Consider the following 26,895-nt stretch of genomic DNA (forward strand, 5'->3'; position numbering starts at 1 on the left):
AAGATAACTTACCAATAGTCTTTGTAATACATCCCGTAATGGATGATACCTAGATAGGAAAGCTAAACATTAAACGCCAAACATTGAGCCCATCGCCACGACGATAACTGAATCCGATGCGATCAACACTCAATAATTCACCACCTAACGGCTTAGAAAAGGCAAGGGAGAAGCCTGCCTCATAGCTGCCAGAAACAATAGTATCTTGCTCTATCTCGCTGATAAATCTGAGCTCATTGAAATACCAATAACCCACAGCAAAGATCCTTGGTTGCACCTGTAGATCCCACCATTGCCAGCGTGGTGCTAACCCTAAATCAACACCTGTTTGTAGTACTGCAAATTGATCCGAAAACTTACCATAGTGCTCGCTGTACCCAGCAAAGCGTAATCTCGATACCCACACAGCATCCTGCCCTGCTAAGGTAAAGTCATACAAGCTACTAATCCCTGAGGCAATAATAGCAACGTTATCGTTTTTATCGAAGTTAGTACCAAAACCGATATCTAAATACCCTTCCATTCGAGTATTTTCACTCGCCTGCCAATGATGCTCAAAACCTGGGGTAACTGTCATAGTACCTATCGACGACGGCAACTCACCTTCAGTGATATCTTTGGCTAAATAATCAAAAAAACCAAAGGAGATAGGTAACCGTAACCAAGTTTGGCTACCGCTATCTTTCTTCAAATCAAAGCTTAACGGAATGCTAACGACGGTCGCATTTTGGTTTGCAGCGCGGTAAACGCCAGTGCCAAGATAACTACCAAAGGCGTAAACAGAATTTGGATTAGCGCTAGTTTCTATCGGATTACTACCATTAGCATTACTATTAGATGCATGATTGATAGAAAAGCCGGAATCATCCGCTTGAGATGCAGATATGAATGTATTTGTAGCGGAGACACTATCGGCAAAGGTGGTAGGAATAACGCTCAGTAATACCAAGCACATTAGCGACAAGCTTAATAGCAACCGACTGAAACAATGGCTCAATTGACTTAAACCTTCCTCATTTTTAACTCAATCGGTCGACTCATCATAATGACAAAACTACTTATTTTCATCCATAAAATGATATTCAGACATCATGTGTCCAAGCTCAGTGGATTTAGTTTTTAAGTACGCTTCGTTATAACGATTTTTACCAACTTGCAGCGGTACGCGCTCAACCACTTCGATGCCAAACTCCTTCATCGCTTTCACTTTACGCGGATTATTGGTCATCAAACGCACATGCTTCACGCCTATCTGTTCCAGCATAGGTTTGATCATGTCGTATTTACGCATATCGGCTTCGAAGCCCAGTTGCTCGTTGGCTTCAACTGTGTTGGCACCTTTATCTTGCAGCTCGTAGGCGCGGATTTTATTCAACAAACCAATGCCACGGCCTTCTTGGCGCAAATAGAGGATAAAGCCACTGCCCGTTTCCGCAATATTTTGCATCGCCGCTTGTAACTGAAAACCACAGTCACAACGCAAGCTAAATAACGCATCGCCAGTTAAACACTCGGAATGAATTCGACCCAACACAGGTTCATCCGCACTGAGCGTACCAAATGTGAGCGCAACATGCTCTTTGCCTGATTCTGTATCTTCAAAACCATGCATGGCAAACACGCCCCAAGGAGTGGGTAACTTTGACGTCGCGACATATTTTATCGACATACTTAACCTTAACGACAACTCTCATTCCATGAGACGAATAAGATCCCTAGAAACAAAACGAGGATTAGGCACTTAGCCAACTAAGCGCACCATTCTAAAGTGTTTTCGAACAATCCAGAAATACTTTAGTGTTTTAATCAACTAAACCAAACATGAATGTCTTTTCGATGGGCAGCACGAAGGAATGGATTAAAACGAAGCAGTGCATTAAATACAAGGAGCACAAACACGCGATCGACACTCGATCCCGTGCCAGTGACATCCAATCCCACATTAAAATTTTGCGGGAGCGTATCCAGTAACTTCCGTTAGCCCCATTTCACGGCCGATAGCCGTCATAGGGTGGATTACCACAAGCCCTTTGACAGACTTTTTCAGTTTGCCCATGTCTGCTTGTTCCGCTTTTGTCAAAGCACGATGGAAAGGCAAACCTTTGATATCTGACCCTTGCTTATTCAATAAGCGGGTTTGTTGCCCTTTCACACTGCCGATTTGCTTAGTGACCGCAGCGATTTCGCGTTTGAACTGGGCAATAATGACGTCATCGCCTCTTTGTTCAGCCGCAGCAAGTTTACGACGAAATTTATCTAATTTATCGTTAAGCTGCTGCAGTTCTTGCTTTAAATTCATTCTGTTACCTTAAATTACCTAAGTTAGCCACAGTAAAATCTTAGCCTGATTATGCTAGCGTCTGTGTCAAGGCCTGAGATTATAGCAGCAAGTTACAGATCCTCGTTACCGCTTTTATAACAAACGAATGATCTGATTGCTGCTACCGCGAAAGACAAGACTCGGATCGGCAAGACTTTGTTCAAATTTTCCGTCCACCAGCACATCAATATAGGCCAACACGGCGCGCTGTTCATCACTCAACTCATCGAGCACATAACCTGTCCACAGCCAAATATCTTTACCCGAACACTCAGTCTTGACTCGTTTGACGAGCGTCAAAATGGCACTGAGATTGACAGGCAATAAAGGATCGCCGCCCGAAAGCGATAAACCACGGCGCACAATCCGCTTATCATTAAGATCGGCAATAATCCTATCTTCTATCGTCCTATCAAACACATGCCCAGAACGGGGATCCCACGTGCTTTGGTTGTAACAACCCCGGCACTGGTGCTCACAACCAGAAACAAACAAGGTCGCACGCGTACCAGGACCATTGACCACATCGATAGGGAAATACTGATGGTAATTCATTGATGGTCACTCACAGTGCATTTCATCTTTTAACATTGGTACTTACCCCATGGCACCATTGATGCCACGTGATGCCACGGAATAAGTCTAACAGGCAGAATAAGGTAATAGTGTTACAAGTGTTTGATCCTGCGTTTTACTTCTTCTTGCTTGCCATAATTAAAGGGCCGCGCATCTGGGCTGCCTAAGTAACCGCACACACGACGCGTCACAGAAACCCGACTAGGCTCATGATTGCCACACTTAGGGCAAGTGAACCCTTTACTGGTACAACTAAATTCACCGGTAAAGCCACAGTCGTAGCATTCATCAATTGGCGTGTTAGTGCCATAGTAAGGCACGCGGCTGTAGCTATAATCCCAGACGTTTTCCAGCGCTTCGAGGTTATGCTGCATATTGGGATATTCGCCATAACAAATAAAGCCGCCGTTCGCGATAGCGGGATATGGCTGTTCAAAATCAATTTTATCGTAAGGATTAACACTTTTTTCCACATCAAGGTGAAAACTATTGGTGTAATACCCCTTATCAGTCACCCCAGTGACTAGCCCAAATTGCTTCGCATCCAGTTTACAAAAACGGCTGCAGAGACTCTCACTTGGCGTGCTATACAGACTAAAGCCATAACCTGTTTCGGCCTTCCACGCATCGGTAGCCGCTTTAAGATAAGCTACAATAGCAACGGCTTTTTCCCTTAATTGTGCATCATCAAATACATGGGTTTGGGTTCCATAGAGTGCATTCATGGTTTCATGCAGTCCAATGTAACCGAGTGAAATCGACGCACGGCCATTTTTAAAGATTTGCGCCACATCATCATCTGCCCGTAAACGTACACCACAGGCGCCTTCCATATAGAGGATAGGTGCCACGCGGGCTTTAACACCGTTCAGTCGCTCAATACGGGTATCCAGCGCTTTACGGGCTAATACTAATCTGTCATCTAAAATGCGATAAAACTCAGTCTCATCGCCATTGGCTTCTAAGGCAATCCGCGGCAAGTTTAGACTGACCACTCCCAAATTATTGCGCCCTTCATGCACAAGCTCGCCATTTTCTTCATAGGTGCCTAAAAAGCTACGGCAGCCCATTGGGGTTTTAAATGAACCAGTCACTTTCTCGACTTGCTCGTAGTTGAGAATGTCGGGATACATGCGCATTGTTGCGCATTTGAGCGCCATCTGTTTTACATCGTAATTGCAATCGCCCGCTTTATGATTAATACCATCACGAATCGCAAACACTAGCTTAGGGAATACTGCAGTCTTGCGATTTTTACCCAATCCCGCCATCCGCACTTTGAGCATTGATTGCTGAATTAAGCGTGATTCCCATGACGTGCCTAAACCAAACCCAAAGGTCACGAACGGTGTTTGGCCATTGGCAGTGTGTAAGGTATTGACCTCATATTCCAAAGACTGGAATGCATCGTGACATTCTTTTTCAGTTTGCGCCGTGGCAAAGGCTTTGGCGTCGGTAATCTTCCAATTCAGGGCAATTTGGTAATGCTTGTCGTAGCTCTTAGCGACAAATGGCGCTAACACTTCATCGATACGGTTGATAGTAGTTCCGCCATAGATATGACTCGCCACTTGGGCAATAATCTGAGCGGTCACCGCTGTCGCTGTTGAAATAGACTTAGGGGTTTCAATTTCGGCATTACCCATTTTAAAGCCGTGGGTCAACATGCCAGCTAAATCAATCAACATGCAGTTAAACATCGGGAAAAACGGAGAGTAATCTAAGTCGTGGTAATGGATCTCGCCCGCTTCATGGGCAGCGACTACATCCTTTGGCAAAATATGACTCTTGGCGTAATGTTTGGCGACTATGCCCGCGAGTAAATCCCGCTGAGTAGGAATGACTTTTGAATCTTTATTAGCATTTTCATTGAGTAAAGCCGCATTGCTTTGCTCAACTAAACCACGGATTTCGAGGTTGAGTTTACTGGTCGCTTCACGGCACACATCTCTGTCGTGGCGGTATTCGATATACACCCGCGCCAGGGACTTGTACGGCCCTTCCATCAGTAAATTCTCAACCGCATCTTGTAGATGGTGGATATCGACTTCAGCTAATGGCGCGACGCTCTGACTGATACACGCTGCCACTGTCGCTGCATAGTCGCCATCCTCTATTCCAACTGAGTTTGCAGCGGCATTCACTGCATCCCTTATCCTTGTTTCATCAAAAGGTGTGCGGCAACCATCACGCTTAATTACGACTGGCATTGTTCAGTTCCTCTCCATCTCGCCTAAAAATTAACACTACATCTAGTGATTTTAAAAGCATAAAACACAATATGTAGAGCATTAGGCTACAATGACGGTAAGGAGTCCATGATCCAGATCATAGTTTTTAGGATGAAATAAAAGAACAAACAAGAACTGCAGCTAGGCCCAATTATCTGAAAATTGCGCCTTGACCTGCTGATTAAACCCAGCTAGTTGAATGCGTGACAATTTGTGTTTATCACGCACTATGGATGTGAATTAACGTTTAGCAAGCGCAAGATAACTACTGAGTTGGCCCGATGCTGACTGATGCGCCCCCATAGATGAGGCGAGTTGCATCATAGATTTTAGCCCCTGCCACTGCTGCTTTTGAGCATCCGTAAGCGGAGGTTCAGAATTCAAATAATCCGTCAATTGGCTAAGGACTTTCGTGGCCTTCTGGGCTAGCACCGGCGACTGAGCATCATCCATATTGGTTAAGACGTTCTTAGCATCAACTAAGGTATTGATAAGAGGATTATTGGGTGATTTTTTAGCTAATGATTTGATTTCATCATCTAAAAAATCTTGCAACGATTGTTTAGTCGGCGTTGTTGTGCTCGGCACTGTAATACCGTTTTTCGATAAACGCTCGAGTTGCACATCCGATAAAATGCCATCTTTTTGTAAGCGCGACACCAATGCGGGAATATCGGCGACGCCAAATTGACCATCGGCAAAAAAATCCTTCGCCATCGATTGAATTTTCTGTGCGCGTTGCGCCCGTGGCGACAGCGCTATCTCATCGGTTTTACCTTTATCGGGTTTGGTAGCATCCGTCTGCGTTTTATTTGTTTCTGTCGTAGTATCGGTTTTAGCCGTGCTCGTCTTTTGGCTATTGGCACCATAAGCATCGGCGATACTGGCACTGCTGCGATTAAGATTAAAGGCATTTAAAATAGAATTCATCGTCAAAAATTCGGCGTCTAAGACTCAATGACGGTTTTAAAGCAAAAACTAAGCCAATCAAGTATTAATCAGTGCAACCCCTGAGTTAATAGCATCACTATGCATAAACTAACTTATATCTAGGACTGTATGTCTTCGATCAAGGCAAGACATTGCCGCCTTAGTAAATCGAGTGCCTCAGCGTCCATCTGCACTTTATCAAGCAAGGTTTGCTTCAAGGCAAGAGCTTCGTGCCTGATACCCTCTCCTTGACTTGTCAGAGTGATCAGCTTTTTCCGCTCATCTTCAATGCAGGCCAAACGCGTGATCAAGCCTTTTACCTCTAATCGCTTAACGATAGGCGTTAGCGTCCCCATATCGAGCTTAGTCGCCGCTGATAGCTGGGTTTGGCTACAGCCGTTTTGACGCCACAGGGTTTGCATCACCAGATATTGAGGGAAAGTTAACTCGTATGCCTCGAGTAGAGGCCGATAAGCACGCACTAATGCATTGCTCGCAGAATATAACGCGAAACAAACATTATCGGATAAACAGAGTGGAGCTTGGCTATGAGTCTGTTTTGTAGCGTCTAGCTCAGGTTGAGGTAAGCAATTCTGCACGTTTAAGCGCCTGTCATTTAAACATAACACTATCTTATCCGATCTGTCCCACCCCATCTAGTTTGCGCGCAAACTATTTGCATTCAATCTTAAAGCCACGTAGAGTTAACATCATTAGTTTGCGCACAAACAAAAAGTGATTTTTTATGAAGAGTATGACTGAAACCCGTGAAATCCATCTAGCTAGTCGCCCAGAAGGCATGCCTACAGCACAGAACTTTACTTTAGTAAATAAAGCGTTAGCACCTCTCGCTGATGGACAAGTGCTGATTAAAAATCTATGGATGTCGGTTGACCCTTACATGCGCGGGCGCATGGTTGATCGCAAGAGTTATGTTCCGCCCTTCGCCTTAAATCAAGTCTTAGAAGGCGGTGCGATTGGTGAAGTTATCGCGTCAAAAAACACCAAGTTCCCGGTTGGTACTAAAGTCAGCAGCATGCTAGGTTGGCGTGAACACGCAGTCACAGATACCGCAGGACTGACAGCTTTACCACTAACTACGCTTGATAATTCACATTTCCTCGGCGTACTCGGAATGCCAGGCATGACAGCTTGGACAGGACTGACTCACATTACAGATTTAAAAGCGGGTGAGACACTGTTCGTTTCCGCAGCCTCTGGCGCAGTAGGTAGCGTAGCCTGCCAAATTGGTAAACTAATAGGTGCTCGTGTAATAGCCTCTGTCGGTTCAGATGAAAAAGCTGAATTATTAAAAAGTTATGGTGTTGATGCGGTCATCAATTACAAGACTTGTGGCAATCTTACCCAAGCGTTGACAAAAGCCGCCCCAGAAGGAATTGACGTGTATTTTGAGAACGTCGGTGGCGAGCATTTAGCCGCAGCGCTGAGCAATATGAAAGATCATGGACGTATCGCTGTTTGCGGTATGATTTCGCAATATAACAACACAACTCCAACACCTGGCCCTGACAACTTAGCCCTAATTGTAATGCGAAAACTCAAGTTAGAAGGTTTTATCGTATCCGAACATTGGGCGCATTATCCTGAGTTCACCGCAAAAATGGCTCAATGGTTAGCGGAAGGCAAAGTCAAAGCAGAACAAACAATTTATCAAGGGCTTGAACAAGCACCTGATGCTTTTATCGGTCTATTTGAAGGTAAGAATCGCGGTAAAATGTTGGTAAAACTAGCCTAAGTCACCAACAAAGCGGTATAAACATCTCAATATGATATAGCAAATAGTCGGTATCGCGAAAGTGATACCGACTTTTGTTTATCTTGCAATCAAACGCTATCTATATGAAAGCTTTTGACTCTACATTTTGCATCATCAGCCTTTCCAGAGCGCAGCTTCAATCAAGTGGGCGACTTTCTCCACCGCCGCTTCGCCGGCGGCAATCGCCTCATCAGCACGATGAAACTCCATAGTGCCGATATTTCCCACCTCTGGCACAATACAAATATCTGGTGGATCGCCCATCAACCGCGCCCGCTTATGTCTTTGCTCTAAAATACCCATAGATTGCGACATCACAGCAATCATCCCCGGATTCGATTTAGTGCCGAGTGAAAACTTATCGGTTAGGTTGCTGACATAATCTCGGCCACGGGCGAATAAATCCATAAAGCCCGTTTCTTGTCGCGCTGGCATATCCATTTCAGCTTGGACAGTCCTTTGGCTGGTCATATTCACGGGTAACACTTGGATACGCCCAGAATGATAACCATATAAATCCACTGCAATCACTACATCAACACCCATGGCACGGCTGACCGAAACAGGAACAGGATTCACTACAGCACCATCGACTAACCAGCGATCTCCTTGTCTGACCGGGGCTAAAATCCCCGGCATGGAGCAAGAGGCCCGTACCGCTTGCCGTAAATCCCCTTCAGTAAACCAAATTTCCTGACCAGAGTATAAGTCAGTCGCGACGGCTGCAAAGGGACGATTGAGATTCTCAATATTCACATCTCCTATACGTGCATGCAGCACATCGAACACCTTGTCTCCGCCGATAAGCCCGCCTTTACGCCATCGAATATCCATCAAGCCAAGCACGTCCCAACTAGAAAAACTGCGCACCCATCTTTCTAACTCGGGTAAATGATCATGGGCGTAAGCGGCCCCCACTAAAGCCCCCACCGAACATCCAGCCACTTTATCGGGCTTAATACCCATGGCAGCTAAACCATTCAATACACCTATATGTGCCCAACCTTTCGCCGCCCCACTACCCAAAGCAATACCTACCGAAGGGGTTGTTCCGTTAGCCATAAATCATTTCTCCTGTAACTCAATGCAGTACACGATAACGTAAAATCCTGCCATATCCACTGTCAATCGGTAAAAACGACACAATTAAGAGGTTGTAACACCAATGTAAATAAATACAATCAACAGAGCATAAATGGCACACTTTCTACATCAATCCGTGCATGAAGCAGAGATAATCACCGATGTGGATAGCTGAGCAAGGGCGATTAAGGCTATAATCTGCCCTTACTAAGATTTAGGGGATATACCTTTGCAATTTACCGATTTTTCTCTGGACCAGCGTCTGCTTCAAAGCATAAAACATATGGGGATCACAGAACCCACCGCCATCCAGGAACAAGCACTGCCTATCGCATTGGCAGGTAAAGATTTAATGGCGTCATCAAAAACGGGCTCAGGTAAAACCTTAGCGTTTTTGTTACCCGCATTGCAAAGAGTCATTTCTACCCGCTCACTGTCGAAACGTGATCCTAGAGTCTTGATTTTATTACCGACCCGCGAACTAGCGCATCAGGTTTATAGTCAGCTTCGCCTGCTTGTCGCCAACACCCAATACAAGGCCATCAGCGTACTGGGCGGTGAAAACTTTAATGACCAAGCCAAAGCCTTAGCGAAAGAACCGCATTTTATTGTCGCGACTCCAGGCCGTATCGCCGATCATTTAGAACAGAAGCATCTTTTTCTCAATGGCTTAGAGTTATTAGTCCTCGATGAAGCCGACCGCATGTTAGATTTAGGCTTTGCCCCGCAGTTAAAAGCCATCAACGATGCAGCCGATCATAAACGTCGTCAAACGCTGATGTTTTCGGCCACGTTAGATCACGACGAAATCAATGATATCGCAGCAACATTACTAAAAAATCCAGCGCACGTGGCGATTGGCGCGGCTCACTCTGAGCATAACGATATTCATCAACGTATCTTTTTATGTGACCACTTAGACCATAAAGAAGCGTTATTAGCCCGTTTGCTCAAAGATGAAACCCATAAACAAGTGATTATTTTTACCGCGACGCGTCCAGATACTGAGCGCTTAGCCGCTAAATTAACCACGCAAGGTTTTGCAACCGCCGCACTCAGCGGTGATTTAAAGCAGGCCGCACGAAACCAAATCATGGACCAATTTGCCCGTGGCCAACAACAAGTACTAGTGACAACCGATGTCGCCTCTCGCGGCCTGGATTTGCTCAATGTGTCCTTGGTCGTTAACTTCGACATGCCTAAATTTGCCGAAGAATACGTGCATCGTATCGGCCGTACTGGTCGTGCAGGCGCAAAAGGTGATGCGATATCGCTCGTCGGGCCAAAAGATTGGGACAACTTTAAGAAAGTCCAAGTCTTCCTCAGAAAAACCTTTGAGATCAGCACAATTCCAGGCCTAGAAGCTAAATTTAGTGGTCTAAAAAGCAAAGCTAAACAAACGCCAGTAAAACGTGTTGCTAAAGCGGAGCTTGCTAAAGGTAAGAGCAAAAGAACCAAAGCAACCACACCAGCACCGTCGCGGGATAAGCGTTTCATCACGGGCGTGGATGTCGGCGATGCTCCTATGCGTAGAAAACCTGCTGCGGCACAATTACTGCAAGATAATGATACTGAAGAAGTTTAAAACTAATTTATGCATAAAGGCCGGTGGATTTAACATCAGATATTATCTCTGATACAAATCACATAGGCATGATCTAATACTGGAAATTGACATACTAAAATTATCAGTCTGTCGCCAAGCGAATCAAAAGCGCATGGTAAACACTGATCCTCATGTCATTTCCAGCTACAATAGCGCTATTATCGATATTTTGAAGGTGTAACATGAGAGTTTGTGGTGTTGAATTAAAAGGTGGCGAAGCCATTATCAGTTTATTGAGCTATGAAGGTGAAACCTTCAATGTGCCAGAATGCCGTAAGGTGTCTTTCACCGTTTCCCAATCTGCTACCACAGAAGCTATTCGTGAGTTTCACTTCGCTTTTCATAAGCTTATGCAAGATTATCGCGTTGATGAAGTTGTCATCATAGAACGTGAGCAAAAAGGTAAACTCGCGGGTTCAGCGACAAGCTTTAAACTTGAAGCAGCCATTCAATTAGGGGAATTACCCGTCAGTCTATTGTCTCCTGTCACTATCAAAGAGCAAAACAAGCGCAATCCACCCCAAGTTGATTTCGATAGTTTAGATCTTAAAAAAGTACAGCAGTTAGCTTTCGAAGCCGCTTATGCCCATCAAAATCGCCGAATTTTTGGCAAAGTATAAGTAATGTGATGAACTCAGGCTCCGAAGTCATTCGGAGCTAAATCCTCTATGAATCCATTAAAGTACTTAAACGGTTACAGCCCTGATATTCAGCAGCAGGTACAGCAACATCTCGATGCTGGCACATTACCCAAGCTATTGCTGAAACGTCATCCTGTCATACATAGCGTTCGTAGCGATAAAGCGCTGTACGACTATACTCAGACGATTAAAAATCAATTTTTACGCCAGTCCTCCCCGCTCTCAAAAGTGATATTTGATGACAAAATTAATATTAGCCATCATGCACTTGGCTTGCATTCTTACGTAGCACGAGTTCAAGGCAATAAAATCAAAGCGAAGAACGAAATTCGCATTTCTTCGCGTTTAAAGCGTGTGCCAGAACCTTTGTTGCGTATGGTCGTCGTACATGAATTAGCCCATTTAAAAGAAAAAGATCACAACAAAGCTTTCTATAATTTGTGTACCCACATGGAGCCGGATTATCACCAGTTTGAATTTGATTTGCGCTTATTATTGACTTGCATCGACGCTAACATATCCCCTTATTCTGCAGATAAAGTCGATACCTGACCTTCGTATATTTTTCGCCCAAAACTTGACTGATAATAGTTTTCATTTAGAATGTTGTAGTATCTAGTGCTGCAGAATACTGTAATGACAATGACGAAACAGAATATCGACAAACTCTTAAGCAAGTGGTGTAAAAAGCAAGCTAAAAAGTTACTCAAAACACAGGCGAAATCTGTTTCAAGTTCAGGAAAAGCGATTCCATCCTTATCTCGTCTGAACACCCTGACTGATAAATCTTTGACGAATAAAAAGGCTCAACGAAAGCACCTCACCCAATTACTCTCTAAGCATATTGCTCAGCAAGAATTTGCCCTTAGCAATAAATCAACACTCAAAAAACAATTAAAACTCGCAAAAGCTAAGTTTATTGCCGCAAATGATGCGACATTTTCATCGACTATTATTACTCGACTTTCTCCTTTACCCACAGAACACAGCTTTGCATTACGCCCCTTTAAAAAATCACCCTGCGGTGGCTGTCCCGCATTAAAAGGTAAATTGTGCAAGTGCGCATTAAAAGTGATGCAAAGGCGCCACGCAAGCTGATAGGCACTATTTAGCACTGCATATTTGGTTCTCTGTTCAGTCCTTAATAAAAAACGTTATAAGCTCTTCAGCCGCACAATTTTCCTCTTCGCAACCTTTTGAATGACTCGCTATACCACTTCTAACTGAAGATCCTATCTATTTTATCCCCTTATGTTTTATCGCCACGACTTCGAATCGAATAAATTTTAAGCTTTCATACAACTCGAACAGTACTCGTGATAGCAAAAAAATGCCTACCACAATAAGCATTTTGGAAACAAAAATGCCGATGAAATTTTCATTTCATCGGCATTGATAAACTCTTCTAGAAAATCAGTACTATTATTTATTCAAACTTTGATACTATAAATTCTATTAGCTTAGGTTTGGCTAACCTAAGTTCATTATAGCTTCACGACTCTTCACCATATTAGTGAATGTGCGTAAATCTTGATTCGCTAACTTGCTCGACATAGGAATATCGGCTTTCAACGGATCAACAGGTTTACCATTGATATGGAATTCATAATGCAAATGTGGACCAGTCGAACGACCTGTATTACCAGATAAAGCAATCACTTGACCGCGAGTTACACGTTGACCTTTACGCACTAACGCCTTAGACAAATGTAGGTAACGGGTACGGTACTTACCACCATGTTCAATCACAATATACTTACCAGCAAACTGATGGTCAGTCACTAAACTGACAATTCCATCACCAGGTGCAATAACTTTAGTCCCGATTGGCACGGAAAAATCTGTTCCATTATGGGGAGAAATACGCCCTGTGATTGGGTGTTTGCGATGGCTGTTAAAACGTGAACTCATACGCGGTTGTTTAGCTAACGGATAACGTTGGAATGCCCGAACTAAACTCTGGCCTTTAGCATCATAATAACTACCATCAGAATATTGATATGCACTAATTTCAGAACGACCACTTTTAATACTGACGCCTAAAATTTGGCTACTTCCCGTCGGTTCACCTTCAACATATTGATCATTTACCAAAACTGAGAATTTGTCGCCAACTCGTAAATCACGGGCAAAATTCAATTTTTCTTTGAGTAAATCTTCAATTCGCTGAATATCTGCAGCGGCTAAGCCCATTTTTTGGGCTGAAACGTAGAAAGAACCTTTAATATCGCCAGTCAAAATTCGATTTTGCCAAACACCTTCAACGTTCACTTCTTCAACATTAAAACTACCGTCTTCATAACGCGTAAAAACCACTTGGCGGGCAGCGTTAAAATAAAGTTCTAATTTTTGTAACTGGCCTTCACTATCAAGCCAAAATTGCATTCTGTTACCAGGTAACAGGGTATCAAGTGCCAAAATGTTTAAATCAGCTTCTAAAACCTTATACATAGTCTGCTGATCAACACCCGCCTTGGAAAATAACCCACTTAAGGTATCACCGGAAACGATAATTCGCTCAAACTGGGGAGCATTATTAATGAGTGCAGCTTGATCTAGGACTTCAGGTTCAGAAACTTGGGGGAGAATATTTTCAATATCGAGAACAACAGGGATACGCTGAGCAGTTGGCGTAACATGGTTATTATTCGGCATCAACATCGCAGCACCCATCAACAAACTACCCATTAATAGAATGTTCTTTTGGGTCGATGATAAGTTCTGCAAACGGGTTTGCGATAAGTTGATAAAGTTGGGTTTGCCTGTTTGCAACGCTTTTCACCTTTCGTTAACTTTGCGTTCTATTTTTGACCAGTCCCTTTGAGGGAAGCCCGAATTTTTTCCAACTTATATCAAAAAACCGATTATGACAAACGCTATTTCACTCTTTTGTTGCACCATTAATGAAAAACATGCGCTAGTTGGCATTTCCAACTCACTTTGTGTGTATTATCCGAATGTTAAACACACAGGAGATACAATAAATAACACTTATAAAACAATTTGTTATTTATCGCACTCGGTGAGAATGAGCAACTAAGGCAAAACTATCGTCATTTCGCTCCCATGTGAGGTTTTATTGATGTCGATGCGGGTATTTATCTGCTCTTTCATTTCCGACACGTGCGAGATCACCCCTATCATGCGGCCAGAGGATTGCAAATCCATCAGGGTCCGAATGGCCAGTTCTAAAGAATCTTGATCTAAACTGCCAAAGCCTTCATCGATAAATAAAGTATCGAGTTTAATACCACCAGCATAGGCTTGCACGACATCAGATAGGCCTAACGCCATAGATAATGCTGCCATAAAACTTTCACCACCGCTTAAGGTGGCCACAGGACGCACTTTGGAGGTATAAGCATCTTCTACTTCTAATTCGAGCCCAGAAGCTTTGTTGCCCTTGGCCCTATCTTCCTTACGTAGTAAACGATAACGCCCTTTGCTCATTAGGTGTAGCCTGTGGCTTGCCTCTAACAACACATCGTCAAGCAGTACGCTTAACACAAAACGTTGCAGACTGATCTTATTACCTGTATTTCCATTAGCGACATCTGCAAGGGTGCCGATAACCGCATATTCATCTTCCAAAACCTTAGCTTTTGCATCGGCAATACTCAGCTGGGTTTGAGTTTGCATCAGTAATACTGTGCGAGTGTGAAGCAACTGCCATGCATGCTCGGCAGCGTGTAATGCTTGCTGCGCGAACTCAAGCTCAGCAGCCAGCTTAATGCTATCGGGTAGTACTTTATCCTTAAGCCTAAGCGCTAACTGCTCGCACTGTGCCTTGGTCAAAGCACTGCGCTGCTGGTAAGCCTCAATCTCGCTGGCTAATGCACGCTGTTGTTCTTCATCCAGCATGGCCTCAAATAAGGCCTGTTGATCGGCAAAACCTGCTGCGACTAATTGCTGATTGAGTTGCTGCTGTGCACGCGTTTGCTGGGCTAATGCCGCCTCAGCAGCATTTTCAGCACCATTAAGTGCCGCTTTAGCCGCAACAAAAGATTGGCCAGTCTGTTGTTGGAGATCCCTAACACTAGCAATCTGTTGCTTAATTTGGCTGATACTTTGCTGATTTTGCGCGATTGCTGCAGTTAAGGCCTCAAGCGTTGCAAGCGCAGATGGAACACTTTGCTGCATGTGCGCTAACTGCCCCTGCAATGTATCCACTTTAGATTGCAGTGCACTGTCGTGTATTTGTCCTTGCTCTAGCTTTTGTTGTAGATGCGTTTCCTGTGCGTGCAACAATGCAATCTCTTGCTGTAACAGCTGTAACTGCTGATGGGCTTGCTCCGCTTGAGTGAGTGAAAAAGCGTATTGCGACAAGGTATGTGTATGTTCGTCTAAAGGAATATCAACCGCAGTGCCCAATTGGACCGCGAGATCTTGTGCTTGCTGTTGCAAGGTTTCTAACTGCGTTTGTAGCCCACGATATTCCGCTCTGGCTTTGCTCAGGATTTCTTGAGCATTCGTTTCAGCCTCAAGTGCTAATTGCAGCGCTTCATCACTTGGGAGTGGCTCTTGGTTTTGTGCTGGCTGTGGATGTGTTTGGCTGCCACAAACAGGGCAAGGTTCATCTTGCTGTAATTGCCGCGCTAAAATAGCGGCCTGTCCTTGATGCCAAGTCAACAATAAGGCTTTATATGTAACCTGTGCTTGCTGATGCTGAGCACTGAGTTGTCGCCCTTTGACTTTAGCCTCAACAAGTTTTGCCTGTGTCGACGATACCCTTGCCGCCACTTGTTGCCATTGCTGATAGGTAGACAATAACTGCTGTTGCTGCTGATGCGCTTGTTGCAATGAGAGGCGAGTTTCGCTGTTGGCCTGTAGTTGCGGCAGAGCGGATTCCAATTCACGGCGTTTTTGGACTGCGGTGGTTAACTCATTTTTGCTGTTCTGAAGTTGTGTTTTCGCGCTAATGAGTTGCGTTTGCTCTTGTTCAAGGGTTTTATTAAGCCTATCCAATTCCCTGAGCTGCGGCCCTAAGGCATTCAGTTGCTGTTTAACCTGTTCCTGTTCAAGTAACGACGCTTCCAACACGGGCAAATCAGCAGCCTTAAGCTCTGCGTTATCGAAGGCTTTTTTAGCATTGGTTAATGCTGTTTTCGCATGTTCAAGGGCAAGACTTGCCGCCTTGGCTTCCTGCTCACGGGCCACAAACACCTCAAGCATGGGTGCCAAGTGCTGCGCCTGTTTAGCCAAATTCAGTTTGTAGGTTTGCGCAGCCATGTTTTCTTGCTGTGCATCAAGCGCAGCAACCGTTTGAGTTAAGGCATCAAACTGCACAAATTCGGCCAATAAATGCTGGGCGGCATCGCTGGTTTTTATCACCCATTGTTGCTGCTGTAATGCCTGTTCTTTCGCACTTTGGGCAGTTTCAAGTTCTGGCGTGAGCTTGGCTAATTCACAGCTAAGCTCGTCATCGGATGCTAAACCCGCACTTTGTAAAATGCCATCACGGCGGCTGCGTTGATCTTTCACTAAGGCGCGGATATCTGCAGCCTTACTTTTTAAGGAATCTTCAATACGTCGGTATATATGCGTTTGAAATAGCTGACTAAATATCAGTTCTCTTGCTTTGGAGTCTGCCATTAACAATTCGCGAAATTTCCCCTGCGGCAACACCATCACTTGGCGAAACTGCTCCACATCGAGGCCAGTTAAGGCTTCAATCTCAGCAGTTGCCTCTGAGACTTTGCTCGCTACAAGCAAACTTTCATTACCCTCGGCGTCTATCTTATATAACTGAGCTTCGGGCTTCTGCACCGTTGAGCCGTCACCGCTTTTTTTAACCCTGTCTTGCTCTGGCACACGGCGAATACGATAACTGCTATTACCCAACTGAAAACTAAAAGTGACTTCTGTTAGCAAACTATCATCGGCCATATCGCAGCGCATCTGGCTGCCTTCACGCTCATTACCCGTGGTTTTGCCATAGAGGGCAAAGCAAATACCATCGAGCAAGGTCGTCTTACCCGCACCTGTGGGTCCATTGATCAAAAATAACGGATTAGTGCCTAAGGCCGTAAAATCAAGTTGTTGCGTCGATGCAAAGGGGCCAAAAGCTGACATGGAAAGGCTAAGTGGTCTCATGCTTGGTGCTCCTCATTGTGTAGCTTAGTCAGGAGTTCATCCATCACGGCTTGCTGTGCTTGTGTTAATGACTCGCCGGACACTTGAGAGAAAAAGTCACGGAACATGTCCATCTCGCCTTTTTTGATATGATCTCGGCTCAAGGTGACTTGTTGCTGCCCCGCCATCAGACCCGTCCGCTCTAAATGCAGCACATTAGGGTAAACGGCTCTCAATTTCCCCATAGCATCTAAAATGGCATGTTTATCAAGGAGTCTGACCATAAGGTAGTCCTCACGCTTGATATCCATTTTACCTTGGGCGAGTAATGTGGCTAACTCCCCTTCTAAGATGCGGACATCGCGTATCGACGTTAATGGCAATAAACGGATATCTGCTGGCGTTTTTGCGCCAAGCTCGACTAAGGTCACCGACTTATGTTGATGTTGTTCGCTAAAGGAATACTTCAAAATCGATCCTGAGTAGCGCACATGCTCTGCACCTTTGTATTGCGGTCCGTGCAAATGCCCAAGGGCGACATAATCAAACTCAGTAAATAGCGTTGGCGATATTTTATCGGCGCCACCAATGCTCAGTGGCCGCTCAGATTCTGACTCGCTGCCACCATCCAAAAAACAATGGCTTATTACCACTTTCGGCAAACCTTGGCTATCGTGCTGGCGTACTTGTTCAAGCAATAGCGTCATTGCGGCCTCATGGCTTGTAGCCTCACACTCAAAAACTTGGCGCACTGTGGCAGGTTCGGCATAGGGCAAGGCATAAAACACCGCATCACCGCTTGAACTCGACAAAGTAATGGGATAAATATCAGCACTCAAAGGGCCAATAATATGTAACCCACTTGCCGCCATTTGTTTTGCTGCAAAACCTAAGCGCTCGTGACCATCGTGATTACCCGCAATCATAATGACTTGTAGGCCTAAATCATGCACTAAGCGGTTAAGCACATCATCTAACAACGCGACCGCATTCGCAGGCGGAATCGATCTGTCATAAATATCCCCCGCCACAATCACGGCATCCACCTTGTGTTCATCCGCTAGAGCAATGATTTGCTCGAGCACAAAAGCTTGATCATCCAGTAGTGATTGATTGTGTAATTGACGACCTATGTGCCAGTCCGAGGTGTGGATAAATTTCATAATCGCTCTTTTAAAGAAGTGGTGGCGCTAAACCCGAGCGCATATGCCGCCCGTCGATGCAAAATAAGACTGGCAAGATAGACACTGCACTTAAATCAATCGGATTAAATATGTACACAATATTTAAAATACACACCAAAACAATAAGAAGCCTAAAAAGTGTATTAAAAATGACAGGTAATACTATTCAAAAAACTTGAAAGAGTACACCTAACTCAAAGTAGGATGAGACGTTTTAAGTCGTCATTTGGCGGATCTTTTGGATGATATCCACCTCAGCTTAACTTTTGAGCCAAGATGGACGCCACTAAGATACACTCATGCGCAGCTTAAAGAGCTTCTATTGATGGGTGAGTTTTATAAAATGCTTAATATCAAATAGTTTACGAAAATAAATTATATTGGCTCGCCAAAAGTTTAAAACTCATAGCAAGGGACATAGTCACCACCAACGGCTTGATAATCTTTGTACCTTTAGTGACCACGAGACGAGAACCTAAGGTTGCGCCAATCGCTTGCCCTGCCAGCATGACTAATCCTAATAACCAAATCACTTTTCCGCCCAAGGCAAAGAAGATCAGCGAAGCAATGTTAGTGGAGAAATTAAGTAGTTTTGCGTGGGCAGTTGCCTTCGCCAAACCAAAACCCGCTAGCGATACAAAGGCCAGCGCAAAAAAGCTCCCAGTACCAGGGCCAAAAAAGCCATCGTACAATCCCACGCCCAATGCCGCAGTAAAGGCAAATGCGGTAGGTGTCAGCACTTGATGTTTATCATCTTCAGAAATCTTTTTCGAAAATAAAAAGTAACAACCAATAGCCAAAATCAAAAAAGGTAACATCAACTCCAGCACTTCAGTATCGACGAGTTGAACTAGAATCGTACCTAATGCCGCACCGATAAATGCACAAATCAAGGCTAACTTAACGGATTTAAGATCAACCAGCCCTTTACGGACAAAGTACAAACTCGCAAAAAAACTGCCGCCACAGGCCTGCAGCTTATTTGTCCCTAAGGCAACCGCAGGCGGCAAGCCTGCCCACATAAGTGCAGGAATGGTCAGCAAGCCTCCGCCACCGGCGATTGAGTCAATAAAACCAGCCACCATAGCGACGGCAAAAAGTATCGCTGCGATTTGTAGAGTCAGTTCAAATTCCATGATGATTTATTATTCTTCTGATAAAAAAGAGAGTGATTGCCGAACATTAGACTGCGTTTGCCAAATAAACGCAAAGGAGTTATTGTCGACACAGCGTGAGATAAACTCACACAAAATCCCGAGTCCTGTTCTGATTTTCCAGCAGTAGGAAATAAAATGTTTGCCGAACTACCACCCCTCAATTCTCTCCGTGCCTTCGAAGCCGCAGCACGTTTACAGAGCATGACATTAGCCAGCAAGGAGTTGCATGTCACCCATGGCGCAGTCAGCAAACAAATCAGAGTATTGGAGGATTATTTAGGTTTTGCGCTCTTTGTACGCTTACATAAAAAAGTTGGTTTAACCGATGAAGCCAAACGCTATTTACCCCATGTTCAAGCCGCTCTGCAGACACTATCTAGTGCTACCAGTGACTTGCGCCGTCAGCCCACTAAACCGCAAACCTTAGCTATTAATGTGCTGCCAAGCTTAACCATCAATTGGCTCATTCCAAGAATGGAGCAGTTTAAATCCCGCCATCCACACTTGTATGTCGACTTATCCATTGGCGACTTTGCCGTGGATTTTAGCCAAGGTCGTTATGATATTGCGATCCGTAGTAGCACAGTCATCCCTAAGGGCGCGAATTATATCAAGCTGATGGATGAGGATTTATGCTTAGTTTGCGCGCCTTCGTTAGCGCCTAAACTGCAAAATATCGAGGACATTAATCACGTCACGTTACTGAAACACACCACCAGACCCGAACTTTGGGAGTATTGGGCGGAAAAGGTGGGTTTAACACTCACCCAAGCACAAACCTTTGGTGTCGAGCATTTTTATATGTTGAGTCAAGCGGCTGCGAGTGGCATGGGCGCAGCACTTATTCCGCGATTCTTCATCGAAGAACAACTGGCAAACAGCAGCTTAGTCATCCCCTTCGACGCCCCCTTTACCAGTCCCTATCGATATTATTTACTCACCCCAAAATCCCCAAGCCTGCCGTTAAAAGCTCAAGCTTTTATCGACTGGTTATTAGAGATTTTTGCATCCTATCGTCATTAATCTGCATTAAACGTATCTTAGTTTAAGCGAGGTACAATAACGCTATAAGTACTAAACGAGGCTATTAAGATCACTAACAGAGCGCAGAAAACACCAATAAAAAACCACCCAAAAGGTGGTTTATTAGATTCAAGGCTTAAAGCGCATCAGAATTAGTGATTGCAATGCTCACCGTGAACATGGTCATCATCCATAAACTCATCGTCACCGTCTTGATGTTGCATTACGCCCCAACCGTCGGTCATGCCGCCGAATTCGGCAGCAAAATCATTTAGCATGACTTCTTGTTCAACCAATGTATCGTACTCAGGCACCATATTGAGACAAACAATGATTTCCCACTTACCAAGCTCATCATTCAGATTCAGCTCAAGCTCGCCTTCCAAGTCAGAATTTGTTAATTCTTCTAACGCAGTTTCAGCATCGCGTTGGTCATCAAAAACCAAAAAGAAATCAACATCTAACTCTTTAGTTAAATCGATTCCCGCTTCAGCCATTGCGGCCAGCATTTTACCATTGTCATCATCTGGAAATTGCATTTCTTGCTCCACTGTTTCAGGCTTATTCTGCCGCAATGATTTGAACTGATTCACCATTAAAGCTGACGATGTCGCCCGCGATAATTTTTTTACGTTTACGAGTTTCAACTTCACCATTCACAGTGACTTGACCTTCGTCGATAAAATGTTTGGCTTCACCACCCGCATTGCTCATGCCTTGCACTTTTAATACTTTGTACAATTCAATGAAATCTTCGCCAGAATGCAAAGCCAATTGATTAATTTGCGCCACTTAATACACGCCTTCTAAAAATAAACCTGCGGCATTATACCAGCACAGTACAAAATTCGCTGAAGATAATTTGGCTATAGACGTCTTTCATCGGCGAGTAGGCCAAAGGCTGATTCATCGAGCCAGTTTTCACCTATTTTGAATTGCTGCCTGAGCAAACCTTCAAGCCGAAAACCACACTTTTCGAGTACTCGTGCCGATGCGTGATTATCTTTAGCACAATGACCAACAAATTTATGTACATTAAAACTTAAACAGGCCCAATCAATGACCGCCATTAAGCTCTCAGTCGCATAACCTTTACCGTGCCCCTCGGCCGCCAGTAAATAACCCACTTCGGCACGCTGTTCCTCGAAACTTTGACAATAAAGGCCCGTTAAACCAATAAACTGCCCAGTATCAACGGTCTCAATCACTAAGGTCAGCCAATCGCCAGAACCGTAGAACCAAGTATCAGAACGTTGCTGAAACTTACTGCGGATCACCTCTTGCGACTCAGGAACGCGTACAAAACGATTAATCTCAGGATCGTTATGCAGTGCATAAAAATGTTCCCAATCACTATCTTGTAAGCTCCTGAGTTTCAATCTATCAGTGTAGAGTTCCAGCATAGTGACTCCGTGATGAGCATATAAAACAAAACGGCAGCAAACGCTGCCGTATCAAACAAGCTGTATTAGATAAGCGGCAAAACTTACGCGCGGCTGGTCACTTCAAGTAAATGAAAGCCAAATTGCGTTTTCACGGGGCCTTGTACTTCGTTTAATGGTGCACTAAAAACCACTTCATCAAACTCTCTGACCATCATGCCAGGACCAAATGACCCCAATTCGCCGCCTTGGGCACCTGATGGGCAAGAAGAGTGCGCGCGAGCAATTTGAGCAAAATCTGCGCCTTCCATTATTTGCTGTTTCAGCGCTTGACACTGCTCTTCACTGCTGACTAACAAATGTCTTGCTGTTGCCTGGACCATAGTAAAACTCCTGTAAGGATCATGAGACATTTGCCCCAAATATCATTGAGTTCCCACTAAAACATTCGTTTTAACAGGTTTGGAATCAACAGTATAAAAACTTTCTGTTGAATAAAAAAGTCTTAAAATGCCGTCACTGACAACAAAGTCAATTAACGGCATCTTACACGGCTAAGCTTGTTTCGACGCAATCCAACGATCGATCTTGTTTTCCATGACCGCCATGGGTAATGAACCTGAGGTGAGGATTTGATCGTGGAATGCTTTTAAATCAAATTTATCACCCAAGGCTTTTTCTGCGCGGGCACGCAGTGCCAAAATCTTCAACTGACCGACCTTGTAAGACAAAGCTTGACCAGGGATCGCCATATAGCGCTCCACTTCAGCGACTATGTCACTCTCAGCCATAGGCGAGTTGTCTTTCATGTACTGAATCGCCTGTTCACGACTCCAACCTTTAGAATGAAGGCCAGTATCAACCACTAAGCGCATTGCACGCAGCATTTCATCGGAAAGCTTACCAAAATACTGGTAAGGATCGGTAAATAGCCCCATCTCAATACCTAAGTATTCAGCATAAAGTGCCCAACCTTCCTCGAAAGCGGTATAACCGCTAAAACGCTGGAACTCAGGCACACCGGTTAGCTCTTGTTTGATCGCGATTTGGAAGTGATGCCCAGGAGCAGCTTCGTGCAAAGATAAGGTCGTCATCCCCCACTTAGGCTGTGCTTTGAGGTTATAAGTGTTGATATAAAACACCCCTGGACGGCTACCATCCACCGCAGGCGCTTCATAAGAGGCACCCGCTGCCGATTGTTCTCTAAAACTTTCAACCGGCTTAACCACATAATCAGCCTTTGGCATCACATTAAAGTAGTTAGGCAATACATGATTGATTTTATCTTTTAATACCATATAGCCATCAATCAAGCCTTGGCGATCGCTATAGAAATACTGCGGCTCTGAAGATAAAGATGCAAAAAACGCCTTCAAATCACCCTTAAAACCGACCTGCTCACGCACCTTATCCATCTCAGATAAAATGCGCGCCACTTCACTTAAGCCAATTTGATGAATTTCATCCACAGACATAGTCGTGGTCGTATGTGAGTTCGCCAGATGCTGATACCAAGCTTTACCGTTAGGCAAACCTGACCAACCATCAGTCGCCCGCGATTTAGGTAAATAGGTTTGCTTAAAGTAATCGCGTAAGTTCGTTAACGCTGGCACGATACGCTCGGCTATCATGGCTTGATAACGGGTAGTCAATTCCGCTTTATCTTGCTCTGAAAAACTCTCGGGGAAATGCTGGATTGGCGAGTAGAAAATACTCTGAGTCGCATCCGTCGTTAACATAGCATCTAACTGAGGAATAATGCGCTCTACCAACACTCGAGGTAGTACCACTTTACTTTCTATGCCTTGATTCATACGATTTTCAGCAAGTGCGACCCACTTGATGAAACCATCGACTCTCTGTTCCCAATTACGGTAATCTTGGACAGTCTTAAAAGGTTGTGCACTTTCACCACTTCCCAGCTGCACCATAGTAATGACAGTGCTATAGAACTGGCTTATCGGCATAAAGCGTGAAGGGAAAGTTTCGTCTACTAACGCCATATCACGGTCATAGACGAACAGGTCATAACTTAACTGTAGATCCGCAGGCAGTTGCTTTGGATCTATCGCACGCACCTGAGCTAAATAGTGAGTGTTAAGATCATGACGAGCCTTAAGGTAATCCTCAGTTAAATCCCCGCCGAAATCGGCGTTATAGTCATTAACACCGACAAAAGTAGCGTAGATGGGCTCAAGCTTTAGGTAATCTTTAAAATAAGCATCCACAAGCGCTAAGTAACGCTGCTCTGCCGTTTGTGTTTCGCCCTGCACTGCTGTCGTATTAGCCGAGCTATTTTGTTGAACTGCAGTGACTTCAGGTTTAGAACAACCTTGAAGGGTGAAGATTAACGCTATCGAACCTGCCAATAAACCCAATTTCATTTTAATATTTTTCCTTTTTGGCCCGCTATTGCAGAACTGTTTCTATACTTAGTTCAAGGTCTGCTATCGGAGTTAATCTATACTCGTTCCGCAACTCAGGTTTCAGGGATCCTGAAACTGGAGTCTATAACCAAACCTATTTCATGGAAGTATTCAACCGAGAATGGCATCGTCACATGAGAGACCACCAAAGCTTGGCACTATTGTATCTGTGCCCTCACATTCATGAAACCGTCAAACAACCCCATTTACTCGAATTCTTTACTAAACAAGTGCAAGAAGCGCTATTAAGAGCAACAGATATGATTGCTAGGCTAGATCACAATCACTTTGCGTTGGGTTTGTTCAATATAGATGAGGTGGGGACGGAAGTAGTGTTAAAGCGAATAGAACAACAAATATCTGACTTTAAACAAGATTTTGGTAAACATCATAAACTGACAATCGACTATAAACTGGCTGCCTGTATTTGCCTACCTACACAGGAAAGTAAAATAGAGTCACTCTTCAGTAATGTCAGCCAACTTTCACAACAGCTTGAAAAAAATCATGATCAATCCCAAGCTTTAATCCGATTACAGTAAATAGGTTTATTGATACCAAAGAAAAAGCCCCTTGCGGGGCTTTCGATTCAAACGCTAAATGGCGAACTGATTACAGCGTGATATTATGCATACGAGCTTTCTCTTTAATATAAGAGATATAGCTATTTGCACTCTTCTGTGTCTTCTTATCATTAGCAGCTAACACTGCACGGTTATAAGCCGACTTATACTGTTTCAAACTTAAATGAGCCAAAGCTAATTCAAAGTTTGCTTCACCAGGATGCTCAATACCCATTGATATGGCTTTTTCAAGCACAGGGATCGCAGCTGTATATTGTTCATTCAAGTTTAATAAGCGACCTTGTTTCAAGTAAGTCTTGCCATCATTGCTGATGGCTGCAGCTTTACCGTAATACTCAGCAGCTTGCTTAAACTCTTTCGCATTTTGATAGAAACCCGCCAAAATCTCTAAAGACTTAGCGTCCTCAGCGATCATGCCTGATTTCATATGTTTCTGATAAATTTTAGCAGCTTGATAAGGAGCACCTTTTTGTGCCATTAACTGCGCTAAACGCGTAATGTTGCCCGCGCTATCCAAGAAACCATTTCTATAAGCCAAATCGTAAGTTGCAAGAGACTTGTCATAGTCTTCAACCATCAAATAAAACTGTGCTAATTGAACCCACAATCTGCCATCATCCGGGAATAAAGGCACCATGACTTCTAACACACCAACAGCTTTCTTGTACTTCTTCTGATTGAAGTAAGCAGTCAGCTTCATTTGATACAGACCTTTGTCAGGAGCTTCAGCTAATGAAAGACCTTTGTCGGCCACTTCAATCACTTTATCCCACTGCTTCAGTTCTGAATGCGCAATACCAATACGGCGATACATTTGAGAATCGGCTTTACAAGTAAATTCCATCCACTTGTAATAATAAGGAATCGCTTCCTTAAACTTTTTCTCTTGTAATAGCAAATCAGCATAAAGACGCATAGTTGCAGCATGATCTGTACCACCTAAAATATCAGCTTCAACAGCTTGTTTTAGGTACTTGATCGCGGTATCCATTTTGCCTTTCTCGGCATAAAAGTTACCCAACATACGTGCAACATAGGCTTTGTCGAAGTCGTTTTTGGCATTTGCCTCTAGCAAAATAGCAATAGCTTCATCGACCTGACCATTGGTATAAGCTTCAAATGACTTCTGAACTTTCTTCGCCGCACTTTCACCCACAGCTTTAGATTGACGTTTGTCGATAGCACACTTTTCTTCTGCGACTGCAGATGAAAGAGTTAATGAACCTCCACAAACAGAAAGCAATAATAGAACTGCGATTTTATTAACATTACGCATTATTGGTTGCCTCCTTTATCTAAGGTGAAGTCTAGTTGTACTGTCATACCAGGTTGTTTCAATGGCTTGCCATCAACAATCTTTGGCTTGTACTTCCACTTCTTCAGTGCACGAATCGCTTCTTTATCAAATAAGCGTTTTGGTTCTGCTTGAATAACTTCAACGTCGTCGATACCACCGAGTTCGTTGATGGTAAAACGAAGTTGTACCCAACCTTCTTTACCATCACGCGCCGCAGCAATTGGATACTGAGGTTCGATACGAACGATAGGTGTAGCATCACCATCGCGAGTCATCATATTGCCTAATTTAAAACCACCTGTTGAGTGACCTCCAGCTTCTACACCACCCATATTGAACGACATCGCTGTGTCAATATTGCTCGAAGATTCTGGCGGCGTTGCCTCAGGCTTCTGTGGCTGTTCTGGCGGTGGTGGTGGCTTAGGCACTACCCTTGGCTTATTCTGTGCTTTTGAATCCTGTCTATCCATAGTGATTTCAATTACAGGGGTCTCGGCCGATGTTTCGCCGCGTTGTGCGCCGCCACCGACCAAGAACGCCATAAAAGCGAACAGACCAAAAGTCACAGCAGCACCAATAATGATCGATACTAGTGCTCTTAGCATA

Annotated in this window: 26 protein-coding genes; 7 read left to right on the plus strand and 19 right to left on the minus strand. The window is 44.2% G+C overall.

What is annotated here, in order from left to right:
* Nucleotides 1-49: 49 nt before the first annotated feature.
* The 7 genes from L5L91_RS01430 to L5L91_RS01460 all read right to left on the minus strand — a co-directional run bounded on the left by L5L91_RS01430 (nucleotide 50) and on the right by L5L91_RS01460 (nucleotide 6,656).
* A complete protein-coding gene (locus L5L91_RS01430) occupies nucleotides 50-997 on the minus strand; it encodes a hypothetical protein (protein WP_263235517.1) in 948 nt (315 codons plus the stop codon).
* A gap of 57 nt (nucleotides 998-1,054) precedes the next feature.
* Nucleotides 1,055-1,669 (minus strand): GTP cyclohydrolase II, encoded by a 615-nt coding sequence (gene ribA / locus L5L91_RS01435; RefSeq protein ID WP_006087423.1) that lies wholly within the window; start codon nucleotides 1,667-1,669, stop codon nucleotides 1,055-1,057.
* Nucleotides 1,670-1,942: 273 nt separating this feature from the next.
* A complete protein-coding gene (locus L5L91_RS01440) occupies nucleotides 1,943-2,299 on the minus strand; it encodes a YibL family ribosome-associated protein (RefSeq protein ID WP_028760414.1) in 357 nt (118 codons plus the stop codon).
* Nucleotides 2,300-2,413: 114 nt separating this feature from the next.
* Nucleotides 2,414-2,875, minus strand: coding sequence for an anaerobic ribonucleoside-triphosphate reductase-activating protein (nrdG, locus tag L5L91_RS01445; RefSeq protein ID WP_263144485.1), 462 nt, complete (start codon nucleotides 2,873-2,875; stop codon nucleotides 2,414-2,416).
* Between the two features lie 113 nt (nucleotides 2,876-2,988).
* On the minus strand, nucleotides 2,989-5,106 hold the full coding sequence (gene nrdD, locus L5L91_RS01450) for an anaerobic ribonucleoside-triphosphate reductase (protein ID WP_173245562.1): 2,118 nt from the start codon (nucleotides 5,104-5,106) through the stop codon (nucleotides 2,989-2,991).
* 261 nt (nucleotides 5,107-5,367) lie between these two features.
* Nucleotides 5,368-6,057 carry a hypothetical protein gene (locus L5L91_RS01455; protein ID WP_173245565.1) on the minus strand — a complete coding sequence of 230 codons (690 nt, stop codon included), beginning with the start codon at nucleotides 6,055-6,057 and terminating at the stop codon, nucleotides 5,368-5,370.
* Between the two features lie 119 nt (nucleotides 6,058-6,176).
* Complete coding sequence (locus L5L91_RS01460; RefSeq protein ID WP_263163220.1) at nucleotides 6,177-6,656, minus strand: MarR family winged helix-turn-helix transcriptional regulator; 480 nt, start codon at nucleotides 6,654-6,656, stop codon at nucleotides 6,177-6,179.
* A gap of 146 nt (nucleotides 6,657-6,802) precedes the next feature.
* On the opposite strand from L5L91_RS01460, the gene L5L91_RS01465 reads away from it, so the two are divergent.
* On the plus strand, nucleotides 6,803-7,813 hold the full coding sequence (locus L5L91_RS01465; RefSeq protein ID WP_263163221.1) for an NADP-dependent oxidoreductase: 1,011 nt from the start codon (nucleotides 6,803-6,805) through the stop codon (nucleotides 7,811-7,813).
* Between the two features lie 135 nt (nucleotides 7,814-7,948).
* On the opposite strand, the gene rssA is transcribed toward L5L91_RS01465, so the two are convergent.
* Nucleotides 7,949-8,896, minus strand: coding sequence for a patatin-like phospholipase RssA (rssA, locus tag L5L91_RS01470; RefSeq protein WP_263163223.1), 948 nt, complete (start codon nucleotides 8,894-8,896; stop codon nucleotides 7,949-7,951).
* Between the two features lie 250 nt (nucleotides 8,897-9,146).
* On the opposite strand from rssA, the gene L5L91_RS01475 reads away from it, so the two are divergent.
* The 4 genes from L5L91_RS01475 (at nucleotide 9,147) to L5L91_RS01490 (ending at nucleotide 12,262) form a co-directional block, all read left to right on the plus strand.
* The gene (locus tag L5L91_RS01475) at nucleotides 9,147-10,502 is read left to right on the plus strand and encodes a DEAD/DEAH box helicase (RefSeq protein WP_173496518.1); all 1,356 of its coding nucleotides are present in this window, start codon (nucleotides 9,147-9,149) and stop codon (nucleotides 10,500-10,502) included.
* Nucleotides 10,503-10,705: 203 nt separating this feature from the next.
* On the plus strand, nucleotides 10,706-11,143 hold the full coding sequence (locus L5L91_RS01480; protein WP_028760422.1) for a DUF3010 family protein: 438 nt from the start codon (nucleotides 10,706-10,708) through the stop codon (nucleotides 11,141-11,143).
* Nucleotides 11,144-11,191: 48 nt separating this feature from the next.
* On the plus strand, nucleotides 11,192-11,716 hold the full coding sequence (locus L5L91_RS01485; RefSeq protein ID WP_168823683.1) for a M48 family metallopeptidase: 525 nt from the start codon (nucleotides 11,192-11,194) through the stop codon (nucleotides 11,714-11,716).
* Nucleotides 11,717-11,806: 90 nt separating this feature from the next.
* Nucleotides 11,807-12,262: a hypothetical protein gene (locus L5L91_RS01490; RefSeq protein ID WP_173248655.1), complete on the plus strand. Its 456-nt coding sequence runs from the start codon at nucleotides 11,807-11,809 to the stop codon at nucleotides 12,260-12,262.
* A 372-nt stretch (nucleotides 12,263-12,634) separates the two neighbouring features.
* On the opposite strand, the gene L5L91_RS01495 is transcribed toward L5L91_RS01490, so the two are convergent.
* From L5L91_RS01495 to L5L91_RS01510, 4 genes are all read right to left on the minus strand, one after another.
* Nucleotides 12,635-13,936, minus strand: coding sequence for a peptidoglycan DD-metalloendopeptidase family protein (locus L5L91_RS01495; RefSeq protein ID WP_263175939.1), 1,302 nt, complete (start codon nucleotides 13,934-13,936; stop codon nucleotides 12,635-12,637).
* Nucleotides 13,937-14,200: 264 nt separating this feature from the next.
* A complete protein-coding gene (locus L5L91_RS01500) occupies nucleotides 14,201-17,257 on the minus strand; it encodes an AAA family ATPase (protein ID WP_263235519.1) in 3,057 nt (1,018 codons plus the stop codon).
* On the minus strand, nucleotides 17,254-18,399 hold the full coding sequence (locus L5L91_RS01505) for an exonuclease SbcCD subunit D (protein WP_263235520.1): 1,146 nt from the start codon (nucleotides 18,397-18,399) through the stop codon (nucleotides 17,254-17,256). The genes L5L91_RS01500 and L5L91_RS01505 overlap by 4 nt, the downstream gene beginning before the upstream one ends.
* Nucleotides 18,400-18,782: 383 nt before the next feature.
* The gene (locus L5L91_RS01510; RefSeq protein ID WP_028760428.1) at nucleotides 18,783-19,556 is read right to left on the minus strand and encodes a TSUP family transporter; all 774 of its coding nucleotides are present in this window, start codon (nucleotides 19,554-19,556) and stop codon (nucleotides 18,783-18,785) included.
* Nucleotides 19,557-19,712: 156 nt separating this feature from the next.
* On the opposite strand from L5L91_RS01510, the gene L5L91_RS01515 reads away from it, so the two are divergent.
* Complete coding sequence (locus L5L91_RS01515; RefSeq protein ID WP_263235521.1) at nucleotides 19,713-20,600, plus strand: LysR family transcriptional regulator; 888 nt, start codon at nucleotides 19,713-19,715, stop codon at nucleotides 20,598-20,600.
* Between the two features lie 152 nt (nucleotides 20,601-20,752).
* On the opposite strand, the gene L5L91_RS01520 is transcribed toward L5L91_RS01515, so the two are convergent.
* The 5 genes from L5L91_RS01520 to L5L91_RS01540 all read right to left on the minus strand — a co-directional run bounded on the left by L5L91_RS01520 (nucleotide 20,753) and on the right by L5L91_RS01540 (nucleotide 24,366).
* Nucleotides 20,753-21,139: a ribonuclease E inhibitor RraB gene (locus L5L91_RS01520; protein ID WP_263235522.1), complete on the minus strand. Its 387-nt coding sequence runs from the start codon at nucleotides 21,137-21,139 to the stop codon at nucleotides 20,753-20,755.
* Nucleotides 21,140-21,161: 22 nt separating this feature from the next.
* Complete coding sequence (locus L5L91_RS01525; RefSeq protein WP_028760431.1) at nucleotides 21,162-21,392, minus strand: RNA-binding S4 domain-containing protein; 231 nt, start codon at nucleotides 21,390-21,392, stop codon at nucleotides 21,162-21,164.
* Nucleotides 21,393-21,466: 74 nt separating this feature from the next.
* Complete coding sequence (locus L5L91_RS01530) at nucleotides 21,467-22,003, minus strand: GNAT family N-acetyltransferase (protein WP_028760432.1); 537 nt, start codon at nucleotides 22,001-22,003, stop codon at nucleotides 21,467-21,469.
* A gap of 83 nt (nucleotides 22,004-22,086) precedes the next feature.
* Nucleotides 22,087-22,365, minus strand: coding sequence for a peptidylprolyl isomerase (locus tag L5L91_RS01535; RefSeq protein WP_028760433.1), 279 nt, complete (start codon nucleotides 22,363-22,365; stop codon nucleotides 22,087-22,089).
* Between the two features lie 171 nt (nucleotides 22,366-22,536).
* Nucleotides 22,537-24,366, minus strand: a complete 1,830-nt coding sequence (locus L5L91_RS01540) for a DUF885 domain-containing protein (protein ID WP_263235523.1) — start codon at nucleotides 24,364-24,366, stop codon at nucleotides 22,537-22,539.
* 65 nt (nucleotides 24,367-24,431) lie between these two features.
* Between L5L91_RS01540 and L5L91_RS01545 the strand changes: the two genes are divergently transcribed.
* Complete coding sequence (locus tag L5L91_RS01545) at nucleotides 24,432-24,950, plus strand: diguanylate cyclase domain-containing protein (RefSeq protein ID WP_263235656.1); 519 nt, start codon at nucleotides 24,432-24,434, stop codon at nucleotides 24,948-24,950.
* Between the two features lie 70 nt (nucleotides 24,951-25,020).
* Here the strand turns inward: L5L91_RS01545 and L5L91_RS01550 are convergent, their stop codons facing one another.
* A complete protein-coding gene (locus tag L5L91_RS01550) occupies nucleotides 25,021-26,268 on the minus strand; it encodes a tetratricopeptide repeat protein (RefSeq protein ID WP_105252916.1) in 1,248 nt (415 codons plus the stop codon).
* Nucleotides 26,268-26,894 (minus strand): energy transducer TonB, encoded by a 627-nt coding sequence (locus L5L91_RS01555; protein ID WP_028760437.1) that lies wholly within the window; start codon nucleotides 26,892-26,894, stop codon nucleotides 26,268-26,270. The genes L5L91_RS01550 and L5L91_RS01555 overlap by 1 nt, the downstream gene beginning before the upstream one ends.
* Nucleotide 26,895 lies beyond the last annotated feature (1 nt).

The sequence above is a fragment of the Shewanella sp. SM55 genome (assembly GCF_025654025.1).
GTDB classification, from domain to species: Bacteria; Pseudomonadota; Gammaproteobacteria; order Enterobacterales; family Shewanellaceae; genus Shewanella; species Shewanella oncorhynchi.